Origin of the sequence: Falsiroseomonas sp. HW251 (assembly GCF_050563545.1) — a bacterium.
Lineage (GTDB): Bacteria > Pseudomonadota > Alphaproteobacteria > Acetobacterales > Acetobacteraceae > Falsiroseomonas.
On the sequence record NZ_JBNXUM010000010.1, the window covers coordinates 1 to 16,303 of the forward strand.

Genomic DNA, 16,303 nt, shown 5'->3' on the forward strand with positions numbered 1-16,303 from the left:
GGGTCAGCCCCAACTTTAAAATTCAGTCGAGCTGCGCGAGATAGCGGTGCGACCTCGTGTCCACCCAGGTCACGCGCCGCTCCACCGGCCGGTCCGCGATGTCGAAGGCGACCCGCTGGATCTCGAGCAGCGGCGCGCCGGGCCAGAGATTCAGCTTCGCCGCCTGCGCCTCGTTCGCGGCGATGGCGGCCAGGCGCTCCTCGGCCCGGGCGATCGTCACGCCGTGGTCGCGCTGATACAGCACGTAGAGCTCGTCGCTCATCTCCGTCAGCACCGGCAGGGCGAAGCCGGGGAAGCGCGCGGCGGGCAGCAGGATGCGCTCCAGGATCACGGCCTCGGCGCCGAGCACGCGCAGCCGCTCGACGCGATGGACCTCGGCGCCGGGCTCGAGCTCCAGCGCGGCGGCGTCGTGGGCCGTGGTGGGGCCCGTGCGGCAGTCCAGCACCAGGGACGTCGGCGCGTGGCGGCCGTCGCGGAGGTCCACGATGCGGAAGAAGTGGAACAGCGCGCGTTCGGAGGTATGCGCCGCGACGAAGGTGCCGCGGCCCTGCCGTCGCTCGATCAGCCGCCGCCGCTCCAGCGCGTCGAGCGCCTTTCGGACGGTGCCCGGGGAGACGCCGAGCTCGAGCGCGATCTCGGGCTCGGCCGGGATCAGCGCGCCGGGCGCCCAGGTGCCGTCGGCGATCCGCGAGGTCAGGATCTCCGCGGTGCGGGCATAGAGCGGGCGGCGGTCGAGGTTCATCCCGAGGTCTTCAGGGCGGGCGCGGGCTGGCCCTCTATGATGACGTTGACGACCGCAGGCCTGTTCGACGCGAAGGCGCGGGCGAGCGCGGGGGCGAGGTCGGCGGCGCGCTCCACGAACTCGCCATGGCCGCCGAGCGCGGTCGCGATCAGGTCGTAGCGCGTGCCGGGCGCGAGCTCGCAGCCATGCGCGCGGTTGGCGCCGTAGTCGCGCAGCTGGATCTGGTGCTCGGCGTTCCAGCGGCTGTCGTTGCCCACGACGATGACGCAGGGCAGGCCGTGCCGCGCGGCCGTGTCGAGCTCGGCCATGTGGAAGCCGAAGGACCCGTCGCCCATCAGCGCGAGCGTCGGGCGGCCGAGCGCGGCGCGGGCGCCGATGGCAAAGGGCGTGCCCGCGCCGATCGCGCCGGCGACGCCGTTGGTGATGGGCAGGGGCACGTTGACGATCGCCTGCGCCCACTGCCCGACCTCGCCGCCGTCGCAGACGAAGACCGCGTCGGGCGGCAGCGCGGCAAAGACGGCGTGGGCCAGCGTCGCGGGGTGAATCGGGCCGTCCGGCGCGCCGGCGAGCGACGCCCAGGCGGCCGGGCGGAAGCCGACGGTCTCGTACGTGCGCCACGCCCAGTCCTTTTGCGCCATGACAGGCTTCGCCGCGGCGGTCAGCGCGGCGACGGCCGACATCGGGTCGGCGAGGGCGGACAGCACCAGCCGATCGCCGAGCAGGCGCTGCGCCCGGCCGAGCAGTCTGGCGTCGGGGTCGAGCACGACGAAGCGCGCCTCCGTCGCCGTCCGCCCGAAGCGCGAGGTGAAGTCGAGTTGCTTGCCCAACAGCACGACCAGGTCGGCCTCCGGCAGCAACTCCGCCAGCGCGCCGAGCGTGGGGTCGGCCAGGCCGCGGGGCGAGTTCATGGAGATGGCGGGCAGGCCCGTTGCGGCCTCCAGCTTCGCCAGCGCGACGTAGCCGTGAGGCGAGACCAATGCCGGCGGCGTCAGCAGCAGCGGCTGCTCGGCCGCGGCGATGAGGTTCGCCACGACACGCGCCGTCGTCGCCGACAGCGTCATCGGCTTCGCGGCGAAGGCGGCGGCGGGCGGGATCTCGGCCTCGGCGTCGGCGACCAGCACGTCGGTCGGCAAGGACAGGTGCACCGGGCCGGGGCGGCCGGACAGCGCGGTGGAGATTGCGCGTGCGACATCGGCGGGCAGGCCGGCGGCGGATTGCGCGGCCCAGGCCGCCTTGGTCACGGGGGCGGCCATCGCGGCCTGCGGCAGTTCCTGGAAGGCCCCGTTGCCGAGCTCGTCCCACGGCGCATGACCCGAGAGCAGCAGCACCGGCACCTCGCCGGCGAGCGCGGTGGGCAGCGCGGCTACGGCGTTGGAATGCCCCTGCCCGCCCGTGACCATGGCGACGCCGATGCGCCCGGTCATGCGGGCATAGGCGTCGGCCATGTGGACGGCCGCCGCCTCGTGCCTGGTGTGGACGATGGAGATCCCTGACCCGACCAGCGCGTCGAACACCTCCATGATGTGGTTGCCGGAGAGCGTGAAGATCCGCTCCACCCCCGCCGCCGTCAGGGCCGCCACCAGCAGGTCCGCGCCGCGTCGTCTCATTTTCTGAACACTCCACAGTCTTGTGTCTTATACAAGACCATGCAAGCCTTTGATCATGCAAGGGGACGTAATGAAGGTCTCGGTCTGGCGCGGTGACGCCGAAGGCGGCGCGCTGCAGCACTACGAGGTGCCGGCGCGCGACAACCAGACGGTCCTCGACGTCGTCACCTTCATCCAGCGCGAGCTCGATCCCGGCCTGGCCTACCGCTTCGCCTGCCGCGTCGGGATGTGCGGAAGCTGCGCGATGGTGGTGAACGGCCGCGCGCGCTGGACCTGCCGGACGCATGTGAAGCGCGTGGCGCAGGGCGGCACGCTGGAGCTGCGGCCGCTGGCGAACCTGCCGGTGATCCGCGACCTCGCCACCGACATGGCGCCCTTCTTCGACAAATGGGCCCGCGCGAAAGGGACATTCCAGCCCAAGGACGCGCCCGACGGCGCGGTGCCGAGCGAGTTCCACGTCGTCCCGCCGTCTTCGCCGAAGCGCCAGGCGGCGGATGCGGGGATCGAGTGCATCGGCTGCGGCGTCTGCTACGCCAGTTGCGACATCGTGGCCTGGAACGGCGAGTATCTCGGGCCGGCCGCGCTGAACCGCGCCTGGACGCTGGTCAACGACGCGCGCGACGGCGCGCGGCAGGAAAGGCTGGGGGCGGTCGCCGGCGATGCGGGCTGCCACGCCTGCCACTCCACGCAGTCCTGCACGGAGAGGTGCCCGAAGGGGATAGACCCGTCCGGCGCCATCGCGGGGCTGAAGCGGACGCTGTTCTGGAACGTGTTCGGGCTCGACCGGTGAGCACGCGCGGCGGCACGCATCTGTGGGTCGCGCAGCGCGTCACCGCGATGATCCTCGCGGGCGCGGTGATCGTGCATCTCGCGACGATCCTCGTCGCGGTGCGCGGCGGGCTGAGCGCCGCGGAGATCCTGGGGCGCACGCGCGGCAACGCACCGTGGCTGCTGTTCTACGCGGTCTTCGCGCTGGCGGCCGGGCTGCACGGCGCGATCGGGCTGCGCGGCATCGCGGCGGAATGGCTGGGCTGGCGCGGGCGCGGCTTCGACCTGGCCTGGCTTGCGATCGGCCTCGCGACAGCGGCGTTCGGCATCCGCGCGGCGCTGGGCCTGTATGCGTGATGGCCGCCCGATTCACGCCTCCGGGCCTTGCGGCCCTACGACGATCGGGCGGCGCGTGATGGATCTCCGCGGGCGCTCGCACCCCACCTGGATCGCCTTCCTGGTGCATCGCGTCTCGGGCCTGCTGCTCGCGCTGTTCCTGCCGCTGCATTTCTGGGCGCTGTCGCGCGCCATCACCGGCGAGGCAGCCCTGGAGGGCTTCCTGCGCTGGGCCGACGCCGGCCTTGTCAAGGCGAGCGAGACGCTGCTGGTCGTGCTGCTCGCCGCGCATCTCGCGGGCGGGCTTCGCGTGCTGGCGCTTGAATTCCTGGGCTGGCGCAGCAGCCAGAAGACGATGGTCGCGGCCTCGGCCGGCGTGGCGCTGGCCGCGGGCCTGCTGTTCCTCCTGAATGTCGCCTGACCTGCTGATCCTCTCGGCCGGCTGCTTCGTCGCGGCCTTCTGCTCGGGTGTCGCGGGCTTCGCCTTCGTGCTGGTCGCCGCGGCCATCCTGCTGCACGTCCTGCCGCCCTCGACGACCGCGCCGGTGCTGGTGCTCGGCAGCCTCTTCGTGCAGGCACTCGCAACGCCCGCGGTATGGCGCGACATCCCATGGCGGCGGCTCGGCCTGCTTGTCGCGGCGGCGACACTCGGCGTGCCGGTGGGGCTGCTGGTGCTGGTGCACGGGCCGGCGCCGACCATCGTCGCGGCCGTCGGCGTGCTGCTGGTGGTCTATGCGGGTTTCGCGCTGCTTTCCATCGCGCTGCGCCACGCACCCGCCCGCTTCGACGCCGGTGCGCGCGCCGATGCGGCCGTCGGCTTCCTCGCGGGAATCCTGGGCGGCATCGGCGGCTATGTCGGCGCGCTGCCCGCGATGTGGACCGATCTGCAGGGCATGGAGAAGCGTGCCGCCCGCGCGCTGCTGCAGCCCTTCATCGTGGCCATGCAGGCGATCACCACGCCGGGCCTGGCACTGGGCGGCTTCTTCACGGCCGAGACGCTGCTGATGGCGGCCTCCGCGGTGCCGGCGATGCTGGCGGGCACCTGGCTCGGCCTGCGCGTCTACAAGGTGATCCCCGCCCAGGCCTTCCGCGTCGTATTGCTGGGGCTGCTGCTGGTATCCGGGCTTTCGCTGGTGATCTGAGGGAACGGCCATGACGCTGATGAGCAAGACGGATCTGGCACCGCTGCGCGTCACGCCCGACGCGATCGAGGAAGCGGCCAAGCTTCTCTACATCCGTGCGCTGAAGGTGCTGCCGGACGACATCAAGGCCGGCTTCACCAGGCTCGACGCCAGCGAGACCGACGGCACGGCCAGGGCGATCCTGGCCACGATGATCGAGAACATCGGCGTCGCCGAGCGCACGGACAACCTGCTCTGCCAGGACACCGGCATCCCGATTTTTCGCGTACAGATCGGGAGGAATGTCGAACTTGACGGCTGGGCGCTGAAGCAGGCGATCCGGCACGGCACCGAACGCGCGACGCGCGAACATCCGCTGCGCAGTTCAGTGGTGCATCCGATCACGCGCAGCAACGAGCATACGAGCTGCGGAGCGCATGTCCCCGTCATCGACCTCGACTTCACCGAGGACGACCGCGTGCTCCGGCTCGAGATGATCCCGAAGGGCTCGGGCAGCGAGAACGGCAGCTTCCTGCAGATGCTGATCCCCGCCGACGGCATGGCCGGCGTGAAGCGCTTCGTCGTGGACGCCGCGATCAGGGCGGGCGGCAAGGTCTGCCCGCCCACCATCATGGGGGTGGGCGTCGGCGGCACGTCGGATCTTTGCATGCACCTCGCCAAGGTCGCGGCGACGCGGCCGCTCGGGTCACGCTGCGCCGACGAGGAAGGCTCGAAGCTGGAGGAGGCGCTGGCCGAGGCCGTGAACAGCCTCGGCATCGGGCCGCAGGGTCTCGGCGGCGACAGCACGGCCTTCGCTGTCCATGTCGAGGTCGCCGCGACGCACATCACCATGAACCCCGTCGCCGTGAACATCCAGTGCCACAGCGCGCGGCGCGCCAGCGCGACCTTCACGCCCGACGGCGTGTCGATCGGCTTCTGACCATGGCCGAGATCCTCGAGGCCGGCGTCGCCGACCGGCCCGCGCTCGTCGCGCTGCTCGCCGAGATGGCTCGGTTCTACGCGGAGAAGCGCGAACCGCTCCGCATCGCGGAGGCCGCGGTCGCGCTGACCTCGCCCGCCGGACGCGCGGGGCCCTTCTGCCTGGTCGCGCGGCGACAGGGCGCGGCCGCGGGCTTCGTCTCGCTCTCAGGCTTTTTCCCGGCCTTCGACCTCACCTGGGGCCTGCTGCTGAAGGATCTCTTCGTCGCGGAGGCGCAGCGCGGGACCGAGACCGCGCGCGAGCTGATGACAGCGACCGCTGCCTTTGCGGCGCGGGGCGGCTACACGCGGCTCGACTGGACGGCGGATGGCGGCAATGCGCGCGCGCAGGGCTTCTACCGCAAGATGGGCGCGGCAGCCGCCGACAAGCTGTTCTACCGCCTGGACGGCGCGCGGCTGGCCGCCGCCGCCCGGGGCATATGGCCGGAGCGCATCCCATGACGCACCACGTGCTTCACATGCCCTGCGCCGAGGAGCAGATCAGGGCGCTTCGCATCGGCGACACCGTCACGCTGCAGGACACGCTGTTCGGCATCCGCGACGCCACGCAGATCCACATGTTCGACCATGGCCGCCGCACGCGCTTCGACCTGAAGGGCCATGCGGTGATCCACACCGCGCCGAACGTGCGCAAGGTGGACAAGCGGTCCACGAACGACAGCGGCTACGAGGCCGTCTGCATCGGCACGACCACCTCGGACCGCATGGAACGCTTCACCCGCCCGCTGATGGAACGCGAGGGCGTGCGGATCGTCATCGGCAAGGGCGGGTTGCGCGACGCGTCGCTGCAGGCCTTCGCCGAATTGGGCGGCGTCTACCTCGCGATCATCGGCGGCACCGCCGCGCTCGAGACCACCTGGATCGAGGCGATCGAGGATGTGGATCTCGACGACCTCAACCCCGAGAGCCTCTGGCGCTTCCGCATCCGCGATTTCGGTCCGCTGCTGGTCGCGATGGATGCACACGGTGGCAGCCTCTACGCGACGGTGCAGCGGGACGTGGAGGCGCGCCGGGCTGCCGCCCTCGCCAGGCTCGGTGCCTGATGGGATCAGCTGCCGGGCGTCGTGATGCTCGTCGCGCGCCAGCTCGGCGTGTTGTTGATGCCGCGGATCACGCGGAGGTCGCCGCCCACGAAGGCCCGCGCCTGGATGTCGTAGTAGAGCGTCCACTGCCCGGCATAGCCCTGGATGTAGGGCATGGACTGGATGTTCTCCATCACCATGACCTGGCGCGGCTGGTTCGCCACCACGAGCGTCTGCTGGCCCAGCACGTGCCAGGTCTCGTTGATCCAGCCGAGCGCGCCGGCCTGGCCGCTGATCTCGCGGATGAAGTTGGTGGACTTCCCGGGCTCGAGAGGCCAGAGCCGCGCCATGCCGTTGCGCAGCGCGGCTTCCTCCGGCACCGGCAGCGGGTAGATGTTCGCCAGCCGGGTCTGCGGCCCGCTGTTGGTGTTCATCGTGCAGGCGAAGGGGTCGGAAGGGCTGACGCCGGTGAACTGGGTGACGGTGCCGTCGGAGCCGACGATCTGCGTCCCGGCCGCCGGGCATTGGAAGCCGGGCGGCGCGGCGCCCATCGGCAGGGCCGGGCCGGTCTGCTGGGGCGCGCAGCCCGCCAGCATCGCAACGCCCAGGGTCGCCATGGCCGTGATGGCTCGCATATCCTCTCTCCCCAGAAGTCAGGTCGTCGAAACGGAGCGGATCATGGTCCAGCCTCGCAACCCCGAACAGTATCCGTTTCGGCCGCTGCTGCTCGGGCTGGCCATGGCCGGCGCGGTGAGCCTCGGCGCGCTGGCCCAGACACCGCCGCCGCCGGGCCCGCCCCCGCAGGGGCAGCAGGCCGGCGCTCCGCCGCTGCCGCCGGCGCCGTCGCAGGGCGCCGAGGGGGATTGCGGCTGCGGCGTGCCGAACAGCCCGCGCGGGCCGCGCTGATCCCGGCATGACCGCGCTGCCGACCGGCACCACCGATATCCTCGTCCTCGGCTCCGGCGGTGCCGGACTGCTCGGCGCGCTGCACGCGAAATCCGCTGCACCGGAGCTAAGCGTCACCGTCGCGGTGAAGGGGCTGCTGGGGAAGTCCGGCTGCACGCGCATGGTGCAGGGCGGCTACAACGTGGCGCTGGCGCCGGAGGACTCCGCCGAGCGCCACTTCATGGACACCATCCATGGCGGGGGCTGGCTGAACGACCAGGACCTCGCCTGGACGCTGGTCACCGGCGCGCAGCGGCGCATCCGCGAGCTCGAGAACCGCTGGGGCTGCTTCTTCGACCGCAACCCGGACGGCACGATCCACCAGAAGGCCTTCGCCGGCCAGACCTTCGACCGCACGGTCCACAAGGGCGACCTCACGGGGATCGAGATCATCAACCGGCTTGCCGAGCAGACCTGGGCGCGCGGGATCGAGCGGCTGGAGGAACATCGCGCGATCGCGCTGCTACCCTCGGCCGACCGGTCCCGCATCGCAGGCGTGCTGCTGCTCGACATCCGCAGCGGCGATCTGCTGCTGATGCGGGCCAGGGCGGTGCTGCTCGCGACCGGCGGCGGCCCGACCATGTACACCTACCACACGCCGTCGGGCGACAAGGCCTGCGACGGGATGGCGATGGCGCTGCGCGCGGGCCTTCCGCTGCGCGACATGGAGATGGTGCAGTTCCACCCGACCGGCGTGCTGGCGGGCCCGGGCACGCGCATGTCCGGCACGATCATCGAGGAAGGGCTGCGCGGCTCCGGCGGCTATCTCCTCGGCGGCGACGGCCAGCGATTCATGCCGAGATACGACCCGCGCGGGGAGCGCGCGACGCGCGACATTGTCAGCCGTGCGATGCAGCGCGAGATCCTGGCGGGCAACGTGAACGAGCATGGCGGGCTCTGGATCGAGATGGGGCATCTCGGGCCCGACCGCGTCCGCCGCGAGTTCAAGGGCATGGTGGAGCGCTGCGCCGACATGGGCTTCGACCTGGCCGCCGGCCGTGTGCCCGTGGTGCCAACCGCGCATTACATGATGGGCGGCGTCGTGTTCCGGCCCGATGGCAGCACCGCCCTGCCCGGCCTCTTCGCGGCGGGCGAGGACACCGGGGGCGTGCATGGCGCGAACCGGCTCGGCGGCAACGGCGTGGCCAACTCGACCGTCTTCGGCGGCATCGCGGGCGACACCATGGCGCGCTGGGTGTCGAAGGAGGGGGCGATTGAGGCACCCTGCCCCGCCGGGCTGGACGCCGCCCTCGACCTGGTGCACGTGCCCTTCGCCAGGCCCGCCGCGACGCTCACCCCCATCCGCGACGCGCTGCATGCGCTGATGTGGGACAAGGCCGGCATCCTTCGCGACGCCGCCGGCCTGGCGGAGGCCGCCTCGGGGCTCGTTGCGCTGGAGGCGCAGCTCGACGCCACCGGCGTGGATGGGCGCTCGCGCGGCTTCAACCTGGCCTGGCAGGATTGGCTGAACCTGAAGTCGCTGCTGCTGGTCAGCCGCGCCATCGTCGCCGCTGCGATCGCGCGCGAGGAAAGCCGGGGCGCCCATTGGCGCGAGGACTTTCCGCATACCACCGACGAAGCCGCGGGGCTCGCCGCCACCATCGTCACGCTCGACGGCGACGGCCGGATCGCGCTGGACCGCCAGCCCGTCGCCTTCACGCGCGTGCGACCGGGCGGGAGCCTGCTCGCGCCACAGGCCGCGGAATAGCCCGGCTCGCGATCGGCCCGAGTGTGCCCGCCGGAGGTGGGCACGACGAAGGCCGTGAATCGCCGGGCCAAGAAATCGCGGCAACCCGGACCCGTCGCGCTCCGTTCCCGACCCGACGCCGCAACCACGCGGCGCGGTCACGAGGACGGAACGATGGACGAAATCAGCAAGCTGATGATCGAACAGCTCAAGGACGCACACAGCGCCGAGAAGCAGGCCCTGCGCGCCATGCAGAAGATGGCGAAGCAGGCCACCAACGAGAAGCTGAAGCAGGGCATCCAGATGCACATGGAGCAGACCGAGGGCCAGATCGAGCGCCTGGAACAGGGCCTCGAGCGGCTTGGCGGCAAGCCCGGCCGCAAGGTCTGCGAAGCGATGCGCGGCCTGGTCGAGGAGGCCAACCACGAGATGGGCGAGAACGACAAGGGCGCGATGATGGACGTCGTGCTGATCGCCGCGGCGCAGCGCATCGAGCATTACGAGATCGCGGCCTATGGCACGATGGCGACGCTCGCGAAGTCGGCCGGGCAGCAGGAGCTTGCGCGCCTGCTCGGCGAGACGCTCGCCGAGGAGAAGCGGATGGACGAGGAGCTGACCCGCATCGCTGAGAGCGAGGTCAACCGCACCTGGATCGAGGAATGTCGCGCCGAGGAGCAGGAAATGGAGAGCGCCAACGAGAACCGCCGCGGCGGCGCCCGCCGCAAGGCCTCGTGATCCCGGCTTGACCACCGCGGGAGCCCTTCACTAGCCTTTCCGGCAGGGGCTCCCGCGATCGCCCCGTGAGGCCTCGGCCCAAGCATCGCGTCCAACCGACCAGACTAGGTGGACGCCCATGCCCAACAGCATCACCCCCCAGCAGCTTGCCCGCCGCATCGGCCTGCCCGACGCGCCGGTGCTGATCGACGTCCGGACCGAGGAGGACGCCGCCGCCGACCCGCGGATCCTGCCCGCCGCGCTGCGGCGCGACCATCGCGACGCCGCGTCCTGGGCGCCGGCCTTCCGCGGCCGAGCCGTCGTGGCGGTCTGCCAGAAGGGCCTCAAGCTCAGCGAGGGCGCGGCCGCCTGGCTGCGCCACGAAGGCGCCCAGGCCGAATCGCTGGAAGGCGGCTTCCTCGCCTGGGCCGAGGCCAGGCTGCCACTCGTCGCCACCGCCCGCATCCCGGCCCGCGATGCGCAGGGCCGCACGCTCTGGGTCACGCGGGCGCGGCCGAAGGTGGACCGCATCGCCTGCCCCTGGCTGATACGCCGCTTCGTGGACCCCGCCGCCGTCTTCCTCTTCGTCGCGGCGTCGCAGGTGGAAGCCGTTGCCGACCGCTTCGGCGCCACGCCCTTCGACCTCGACGGCGTGTTCTGGAGCCATCGCGCCGAGCGCTGCACCTTCGACGTGATGCTGGAGGAGTTCGGGCTGGCGTCGCCCGCGCTCGATCGCCTGGCCACCATCGTGCGCGGCGCGGACACGGCGCGGCTCGACCTCGCGCCGCAATGCGCGGGGCTGCTCGCGGCCTCGCTCGGCCTGTCGCGGCTGCATCGCGACGACCTCGCGCAGCTCGAGGCCGGGATGGCGCTGTATGACGCCTTCCACCTCTGGTGCCGCGACGCTACGGAGGAAGCCCACAACTGGCCGGGCCCGCGTTGATGGACAGGGAATTGCAGGCATTCCCGAGCTTCCGGGAAGCGCTGCGCGTCTGGCTGCGCGTCGGCCTGCTGTCCTTCGGCGGGCCGGCCGCGCAGATCGCGGTGATGCACCGCGAGGTCGTAGACGAGCGCCGCTGGGTGTCCGACGCGCGGTTCCTGCACGCGCTGAACTTCTGCATGCTGCTGCCGGGGCCGGAAGCGACGCAGCTCGCCACCTATCTCGGCTGGCTGATGCATGGCGTGAAGGGCGGGCTGGCGGCCGGGCTGCTCTTCGTGCTGCCCGGTGTCGTGGTGATGATGGCACTGTCGCTGATCTACGCGACGCTGGGCGAGGTTCCCTTCATTGCCGCGCTCTTCTTCGGGCTGAAATGCGCGGTGCTGGTGCTGGTGGTCGAGGCGCTGATCCGCGTCGCGAAGCGCGCGCTGAAGGGCACGGCCGCCTGGCTGCTGGCGGCCGCGGCCTTCGCCGCGCTGTTCGTCTTCAATGCGCCCTTCCCGATCGTCGTGATCGCCGCGGCGCTGGTGGGCTACGCCATGCCGCAGGCCTTCGCGGCCGGCGGGCATGGCAAGGCGAAGGACGGCCCGCCGGCGCTGCTGGATGCGCTGATCGCGCGCGAGCCCGACCGCATCGCGCTGATGGGCCCGGCAGCGAAGCGCGCGGGGCTGGTCGCGCTCGCGATCTGGCTCTGGCCGGTCGCGATGCTCGCGGGCAGCGGCGTCTTCGGTGACATCGCCTGGTTCTTCTCCAAGATGGCGGTCGTGACCTTCGGCGGCGCCTATGCCGTGCTGGCGTATGTCGCGCAGGAGGCGGTGGAGCATTACCGCTGGCTGAGCGCGACGGAGATGCTGGCGGGCCTCGGCCTGGCGGAGACGACGCCGGGCCCGCTCATCCTGGTGCTGCAGTTCGTCGGCTTCCTCGCGGGCTACCGGGACGCGGGCGTCGCGGGCGGCTTCGCGGGCGGGCTGCTGACGGTCTGGGTGACCTTCGTGCCCTGCTTCGCCTGGATCTTCCTCGGCGCGCCCTACATCGAGAAGCTGCACGACATCCCGCGCCTGAAGGGCGCGCTGGCCGGCGTGACGGCCGCGGTGGTCGGCGTGATCGGCAACCTCGCGCTGTGGTTCGGGCTGCGCGTTGTCTTCGCGCAGGTAGAGACGGTGGCGCTCGGGCCGGTGCGGATCGGCGTGCCGGACTGGCGGAGCCTGCAGCCCGATGCGCTGGCGCTGAGCCTGCTGGCGGCGGCCTGCCTGTTCGGGCTGAGAATCGGCCTGGTGCGCACGCTGGCGGTGACCGCCGCGGCGGGGCTGGCGGCGAAATTCCTTCTCGCCGCCTGAACCGCGCCGCCCCGCAGGAGCCTGGCCGGCGAGGGGTGTTGAGCTGGCCTGTCAGCGTCCCCGCTTGTAGTTGCGCATCACCCAATCGTCGCCGAGCGCGACGTCGTAGCGAGACACCTTCATGAACTCGGCGAGCCAGGGCTTGAGGGCGCGGGAATCCGGGAACCAGTATTCGCCGTAGTTCGGATCGTAGAACGCGACATCCGGGTGGCCTGCATAGAAGCTGACGGCGTGACGCCCGGCGCGGCCGCCGAGGCTCAGCTGGATATACACGTCCGAAAGGCTGTTGATCGCGTCGCAGATATTCCCGACGGCGTAGAGCTTGCCGCCCGAGCGCGCCGGGCGCTTGCCTGTGACACCGGTGTAGGCCACGACGCCATACGGCTTGAGCAGGTCGAGCGCCCACTTGTCCTTCCAGGCGTCGCCATCGCCGCCGGGGAAATTTCTCACATGCACGTCGTAGGACAGGAACGTGTTCATGACCGACTGCGCGCGCACCTGGTTGATCGCGCCCTGGGTTCCGAGCCAGTCCCAGAAGCTCGTCTCCCTGGCGTGCATGCCGATCCAGATCAGGCTCAACGCCTTGCACACGCCGCCGGCCGTTGCGGGGTTGGCGCGCATGAACGTCCCGAGGTCGCGGTCCTGGCTCGCCTCGATCACCACGCCGCCGAGCGCCAGGCATTTGCGTCCCATGCCGCCAAGCACCTCGGCCAGGGCGATATCGCTCTTCGATGGTTGATTCATGGTCTGTGACATGCACGCCTCCGGGGAGCTGGCAGCAACAGGAACGATCTCCAGTTGAAAGTTTATCCACGACAACACGGGCTGGCGAACGCACGGTTTCGTGATGTGATCCATCGACACGGATCACGCCCCGAACGGCGCCGACCCCATGCCCTGCCCCGCGCGGGCACCGGAGGCGGCGATCGGGCGACACCTTCTGGCGGTCGTCGCTGCTGACGCTGCCTTGCAAGCGGCCGGGCTTGCCGCGCAGGCTGGCCGTCGACACGGCGCGGCCCGCGCCGCGATTGCCACGGACACGTCCATGATCGAAGCCTTCGACCACCCCGCCGGCCGCGCCGCGCTCGACCAGCCCGGGGGTGCGAAGGGCTGGGCCGGCGTGCTGATGCACATCCATGTCACGGACAATGCCGGCGCGCCGATGCGCGAACTGGCGCAAGCGCGCTGCGTGCCCGGGCAGGGGATCGAGGGCGACCGCTATTTCCTGCGCACCGGCACCTACTCGCCGAAGCCGGATGTGCGCGAGGTCTCGCTGATAGAGGCCGAGGTGCTGGACGCGCTCGCCCGCAACGACCCGCCGCTACAGAGCGGGCCGATCGACCTGCCGCCGCATGAGCATCGCCGCAACCTGACGGTGCGCGGCGTGCCGCTGAACCACCTGGTCGGCCGCCGCTTCGCGCTGGGCGAGGTGATCCTGCGCGGCGGGCGGCTGAACTTCCCCTGCAAGTACCTTGCGGAGCTGCTGGGCAAGCCGGTGATGCTGCCGCTCTACAACCGCTCGGGGCTGAACTGCTCGATCGAGCGCGGCGGGATCATCCGCCCGGGCGACGCGGTGCGGCCGCTGGACTGACGGCCGCACTCGATTTTTTGGGCGGTCGAAGGATTCACCTTCGTCCCCTCGGATGCCGGCCCGCGCCTGCGCGTTTGGCCTCGCTCACCAACGGCGGGCCCTATCCGCGGCCTCGGCCGGCTGGTGCCGGCGGGAGGTCGGTCCTTCCGCCGGCAGGCCTGGCCCGGCGCTACCGCGGGGGCTTGTAGACCTTCGCGACTGTCTGCGCCTTCGTCATCGCCGCGACGAATTCCGCTCCGCTGAGCAGCGGCGTCGTGACGGCAGATTTCAGCGCCCCGCCGGCCGCGATGGCGAGCGCGATCGCCGCCACGCTCTCCTTGTCCGGCATCTCCATCACGATGGCGAAGTCGTGGTCGCCGAAGCTGTACCACGCGCCGATCAGCCGGCCGCCCAACGCCTCCGTCGTCGCGCGGGCCACGGCTTCGACGCGGTTCTCGGGATGCTTCAGCTGCGCAGCCAGGGCTTCCGCGGTGTAGGAACCCTGGTACATGAAGAGGGGCATGCGTCGTCTCCTCGTCGTTGTTTTTGTGCTGAACGAGCCGAGCGCCCCGGCCCGGCGGAACGCCGGCCCGCGCGGAGACTAGGCGCCGCGACGACGCGACGCGACGGAAAGCGCCCCGCGCAAGCGAATGTGCGCGTCGCAGCGGGCGCTATGCCGCCGCGACGACCCAGAGCGTCCGGGCATCGAGCACGCCGAGAAACCTTCCGGTCCCGCCAGGCGCGAAGACCGCCATGCCGCCTTCCGGGAACTCCTCCTGCGCGAGCGGACGTCCGAGCATCATGCCAAGCGGCACGACGTGCCCGACCAGGATGTCGGTCGCGCCGGCGTATGAAGGCCGGCCGCTGCGGACGGCGAGCCAGGCGATGCGCCGGCGCAACAGCGCGGGGTCGGGCGTGTAGTCGTCGGCGGTCAGCATCGGCTCGATCCGCGCGCGCGCGCCGAAGGCGAGCTCCGCGGTGTCGCGGGCGCGGAAGACGGGGCTGGCCAGCACCTCGCCAAGCGGGATCGCGAGTGCGGCGACGGCGCGGCCGGTGCGGATGGATTGCGCGCGGCCTGCGTCGGACAGGTTGCGCTGGCCCTCGCGGCGGGGGAGGTCTCCGTTGTCCACCTGGCTGCGATCCGTGATGCCGTGCCGCATGACCACGACGACGTCGCCGGCGCGGAGTGCGGCCACTAGGAGATGGCCCTGCGCCTGCGCGCGGGTCGCGAGGAAAGGCGCGGCGAGCAGGAGGTGGCGGCGGTGCATGGGGTGTTGCTCAGCCCCCACGCCGGCCCTCCCCCGCAGGCGGGGAAGGGAAAAGCGGTGCGACGTCGGGGACTGGTCCCTCAGCCCAGCGTGAAGGCCTCGTGCACCGCAGTCTTGATCCCGCCGCCGACCACAGGCCCGCCGCCCGCGACATAGATGAAGTCGCCGATCACCACCGCGCCCATGCCATGCCGCGGCGTCGGCATCGGGGCGTGGGACTGCCAGGTGTCGCTGACGGGGTCGTAGCTCTCCATCTGGCCATGCACGCGGCCGGTCAGCTGGTTGTTCTCCCACCAGCCGCTCTCGCCCCCCATGGCGAAGAAGCGGCCGCGGTAGGCGACCAGGCCATGGCCCGACCGCGGCGTCGGCAGCGGGGCGCGCGTGGTCCACTGGTCGGCGGCTGCGTCGTACACGTGGTGCAGGCCGGTGTTGTACTCGAAGGTGTTGAAGCGGCCGCCGACGATGTGGATGAGGTTGTTGTTCACCACGACGCCGGCATGGTCGCGCGCGCCGGGCAGCGCCTTGCGGCGTTCCCAGCGGTCCGCCTGCGGGTCGTAGACCTCGTGCCAGCCGACCGAGGCCCGCTCGCTGTCGGGGTTCGAGGCGCCGCCGATGTGGTGGATCCTGCCGTTCACAACCGCCAGCGCACCGGCGGCGCGCGGGCGGGGCATCGGCGCGATCCGCTCCCAGCGGTCGTCCGCGATGTCGTAGACGAAGGCGAGTTCGTCGGCGTCGCGGTTCTGGTTGCTGAAGCCGCCGAAGGCGTAGATGCGCCCGTTGAAGCCGACGACGCCGACATGGTTGGCGCCGCGCGGGATGCGCGCCTTCTCGGCCCAGCTGTCGGTGGCAGGGTCGTAGACGTGGTTGTAGCTGTTGTTGACGCGCTGTTCGGCATAGCCGCCGATCACCCAGAGCCGGTCATTGGCGACCGCGGCCCAGGCCATTTCCGTCCGCGGCAGGGGCAGCGGCGCGCGCTGCAGCCAGCGGCCGGGCGGGCCGGCCGGCGCCGGGCTCTCGACGAAGCGCTGCGCGTACTGGGCGGGCGTCAGCACGACCGGCCCGTCGCCGCGCAGCGGCGCCATGCGGTCCTGCGGGATCGGGATGCCGTGATGCGGCTGCGCCTGCTGCGCGCGAGCGGCTGGCATCCCGCCGAGCAGCCCGGCCCCGAGGCCGAGCGCCATCCTGCGTCCCAACATTTCCGTCATTCCCCGGTCTGTTGCGCGAGAGATAGCAAACATGGCGCCGCGGAA

The 16,303-nt window shown here is 71.5% G+C and carries 20 protein-coding genes; 13 read left to right on the top strand and 7 right to left on the bottom strand.

All coding sequences use genetic code 11. From position 1 onward, the window contains the following. Positions 1 to 22: 22 nt before the first annotated feature. Together ACLF3M_RS13485 and ACLF3M_RS13490 are read right to left on the bottom strand one after the other, a co-directional pair. Positions 23 to 742, bottom strand: coding sequence for a GntR family transcriptional regulator (locus ACLF3M_RS13485; protein WP_430657454.1), 720 nt, complete (start codon positions 740 to 742; stop codon positions 23 to 25). Then, the gene (locus ACLF3M_RS13490) at positions 739 to 2,349 is read right to left on the bottom strand and encodes a thiamine pyrophosphate-binding protein (RefSeq protein ID WP_430657455.1); all 1,611 of its coding nucleotides are present in this window, start codon (positions 2,347 to 2,349) and stop codon (positions 739 to 741) included. The genes ACLF3M_RS13485 and ACLF3M_RS13490 overlap by 4 nt, the downstream gene beginning before the upstream one ends. A 55-nt stretch (positions 2,350 to 2,404) precedes the next feature. On the opposite strand from ACLF3M_RS13490, the gene ACLF3M_RS13495 reads away from it, so the two are divergent. Genes ACLF3M_RS13495 through ACLF3M_RS13525 form a run of 7 tightly spaced genes read left to right on the top strand, consistent with a single transcriptional unit; the run spans position 2,405 to position 6,616 of the window. Further along, on the top strand, positions 2,405 to 3,139 hold the full coding sequence (locus ACLF3M_RS13495) for a succinate dehydrogenase/fumarate reductase iron-sulfur subunit (RefSeq protein WP_430657456.1): 735 nt from the start codon (positions 2,405 to 2,407) through the stop codon (positions 3,137 to 3,139). Beyond that, positions 3,136 to 3,474, top strand: a complete 339-nt coding sequence (locus tag ACLF3M_RS13500) for a succinate dehydrogenase (protein WP_430657457.1) — start codon at positions 3,136 to 3,138, stop codon at positions 3,472 to 3,474. Before ACLF3M_RS13495 ends, ACLF3M_RS13500 begins: the two co-directional genes overlap by 4 nt. 58 nt (positions 3,475 to 3,532) lie before the next feature. Then, entirely contained in the window at positions 3,533 to 3,874 is a 342-nt protein-coding gene (locus ACLF3M_RS13505) for a succinate dehydrogenase (RefSeq protein WP_430657458.1), read from the top strand. Continuing rightward, the gene (locus tag ACLF3M_RS13510) at positions 3,864 to 4,595 is read left to right on the top strand and encodes a sulfite exporter TauE/SafE family protein (RefSeq protein WP_430657459.1); all 732 of its coding nucleotides are present in this window, start codon (positions 3,864 to 3,866) and stop codon (positions 4,593 to 4,595) included. Before ACLF3M_RS13505 ends, ACLF3M_RS13510 begins: the two co-directional genes overlap by 11 nt. A 10-nt stretch (positions 4,596 to 4,605) precedes the next feature. Beyond that, complete coding sequence (locus tag ACLF3M_RS13515; protein WP_430657460.1) at positions 4,606 to 5,514, top strand: fumarate hydratase; 909 nt, start codon at positions 4,606 to 4,608, stop codon at positions 5,512 to 5,514. A 2-nt stretch (positions 5,515 to 5,516) separates the two neighbouring features. Continuing rightward, on the top strand, positions 5,517 to 6,014 hold the full coding sequence (locus tag ACLF3M_RS13520; RefSeq protein WP_430657461.1) for an N-acetyltransferase family protein: 498 nt from the start codon (positions 5,517 to 5,519) through the stop codon (positions 6,012 to 6,014). After that, positions 6,011 to 6,616 (top strand): fumarate hydratase C-terminal domain-containing protein, encoded by a 606-nt coding sequence (locus ACLF3M_RS13525; protein WP_430657462.1) that lies wholly within the window; start codon positions 6,011 to 6,013, stop codon positions 6,614 to 6,616. Before ACLF3M_RS13520 ends, ACLF3M_RS13525 begins: the two co-directional genes overlap by 4 nt. 5 nt (positions 6,617 to 6,621) lie before the next feature. On the opposite strand, the gene ACLF3M_RS13530 is transcribed toward ACLF3M_RS13525, so the two are convergent. After that, entirely contained in the window at positions 6,622 to 7,230 is a 609-nt protein-coding gene (locus ACLF3M_RS13530; protein ID WP_430657463.1) for a hypothetical protein, read from the bottom strand. A gap of 43 nt (positions 7,231 to 7,273) precedes the next feature. On the opposite strand from ACLF3M_RS13530, the gene ACLF3M_RS13535 reads away from it, so the two are divergent. From ACLF3M_RS13535 to chrA, 5 genes are all read left to right on the top strand, one after another. After that, complete coding sequence (locus tag ACLF3M_RS13535) at positions 7,274 to 7,501, top strand: hypothetical protein (RefSeq protein WP_430657464.1); 228 nt, start codon at positions 7,274 to 7,276, stop codon at positions 7,499 to 7,501. Positions 7,502 to 7,508: 7 nt separating this feature from the next. Further along, positions 7,509 to 9,248 (top strand): L-aspartate oxidase, encoded by a 1,740-nt coding sequence (locus ACLF3M_RS13540; RefSeq protein ID WP_430657465.1) that lies wholly within the window; start codon positions 7,509 to 7,511, stop codon positions 9,246 to 9,248. A 153-nt stretch (positions 9,249 to 9,401) separates the two neighbouring features. Next, complete coding sequence (locus ACLF3M_RS13545) at positions 9,402 to 9,962, top strand: ferritin-like domain-containing protein (RefSeq protein ID WP_430657466.1); 561 nt, start codon at positions 9,402 to 9,404, stop codon at positions 9,960 to 9,962. Between the two features lie 118 nt (positions 9,963 to 10,080). Beyond that, positions 10,081 to 10,884, top strand: a complete 804-nt coding sequence (locus ACLF3M_RS13550) for a chromate resistance protein ChrB domain-containing protein (RefSeq protein ID WP_430657467.1) — start codon at positions 10,081 to 10,083, stop codon at positions 10,882 to 10,884. Beyond that, positions 10,884 to 12,215: a chromate efflux transporter gene (chrA, locus tag ACLF3M_RS13555; RefSeq protein WP_430657468.1), complete on the top strand. Its 1,332-nt coding sequence runs from the start codon at positions 10,884 to 10,886 to the stop codon at positions 12,213 to 12,215. The genes ACLF3M_RS13550 and chrA overlap by 1 nt, the downstream gene beginning before the upstream one ends. A gap of 51 nt (positions 12,216 to 12,266) precedes the next feature. Here chrA and ACLF3M_RS13560 read toward each other — a convergent pair whose 3' ends face one another. After that, complete coding sequence (locus ACLF3M_RS13560; RefSeq protein ID WP_430657469.1) at positions 12,267 to 12,971, bottom strand: YopT-type cysteine protease domain-containing protein; 705 nt, start codon at positions 12,969 to 12,971, stop codon at positions 12,267 to 12,269. A gap of 289 nt (positions 12,972 to 13,260) precedes the next feature. Here ACLF3M_RS13560 and ACLF3M_RS13565 point away from each other — a divergent pair, with 289 nt between their 5' ends. Then, on the top strand, positions 13,261 to 13,806 hold the full coding sequence (locus ACLF3M_RS13565) for an MOSC domain-containing protein (RefSeq protein WP_430657470.1): 546 nt from the start codon (positions 13,261 to 13,263) through the stop codon (positions 13,804 to 13,806). 169 nt (positions 13,807 to 13,975) lie between these two features. Here the strand turns inward: ACLF3M_RS13565 and ACLF3M_RS13570 are convergent, their stop codons facing one another. From ACLF3M_RS13570 to ACLF3M_RS13580, 3 genes are all read right to left on the bottom strand, one after another. Further along, complete coding sequence (locus ACLF3M_RS13570; RefSeq protein WP_430657471.1) at positions 13,976 to 14,308, bottom strand: GYD domain-containing protein; 333 nt, start codon at positions 14,306 to 14,308, stop codon at positions 13,976 to 13,978. 148 nt (positions 14,309 to 14,456) lie between these two features. After that, positions 14,457 to 15,053 carry a histidine phosphatase family protein gene (locus tag ACLF3M_RS13575; RefSeq protein ID WP_430657472.1) on the bottom strand — a complete coding sequence of 199 codons (597 nt, stop codon included), beginning with the start codon at positions 15,051 to 15,053 and terminating at the stop codon, positions 14,457 to 14,459. A gap of 80 nt (positions 15,054 to 15,133) precedes the next feature. Next, positions 15,134 to 16,249, bottom strand: coding sequence for a Kelch repeat-containing protein (locus tag ACLF3M_RS13580; protein WP_430657473.1), 1,116 nt, complete (start codon positions 16,247 to 16,249; stop codon positions 15,134 to 15,136). Between the last annotated feature and the right edge of the window lie 54 nt (positions 16,250 to 16,303).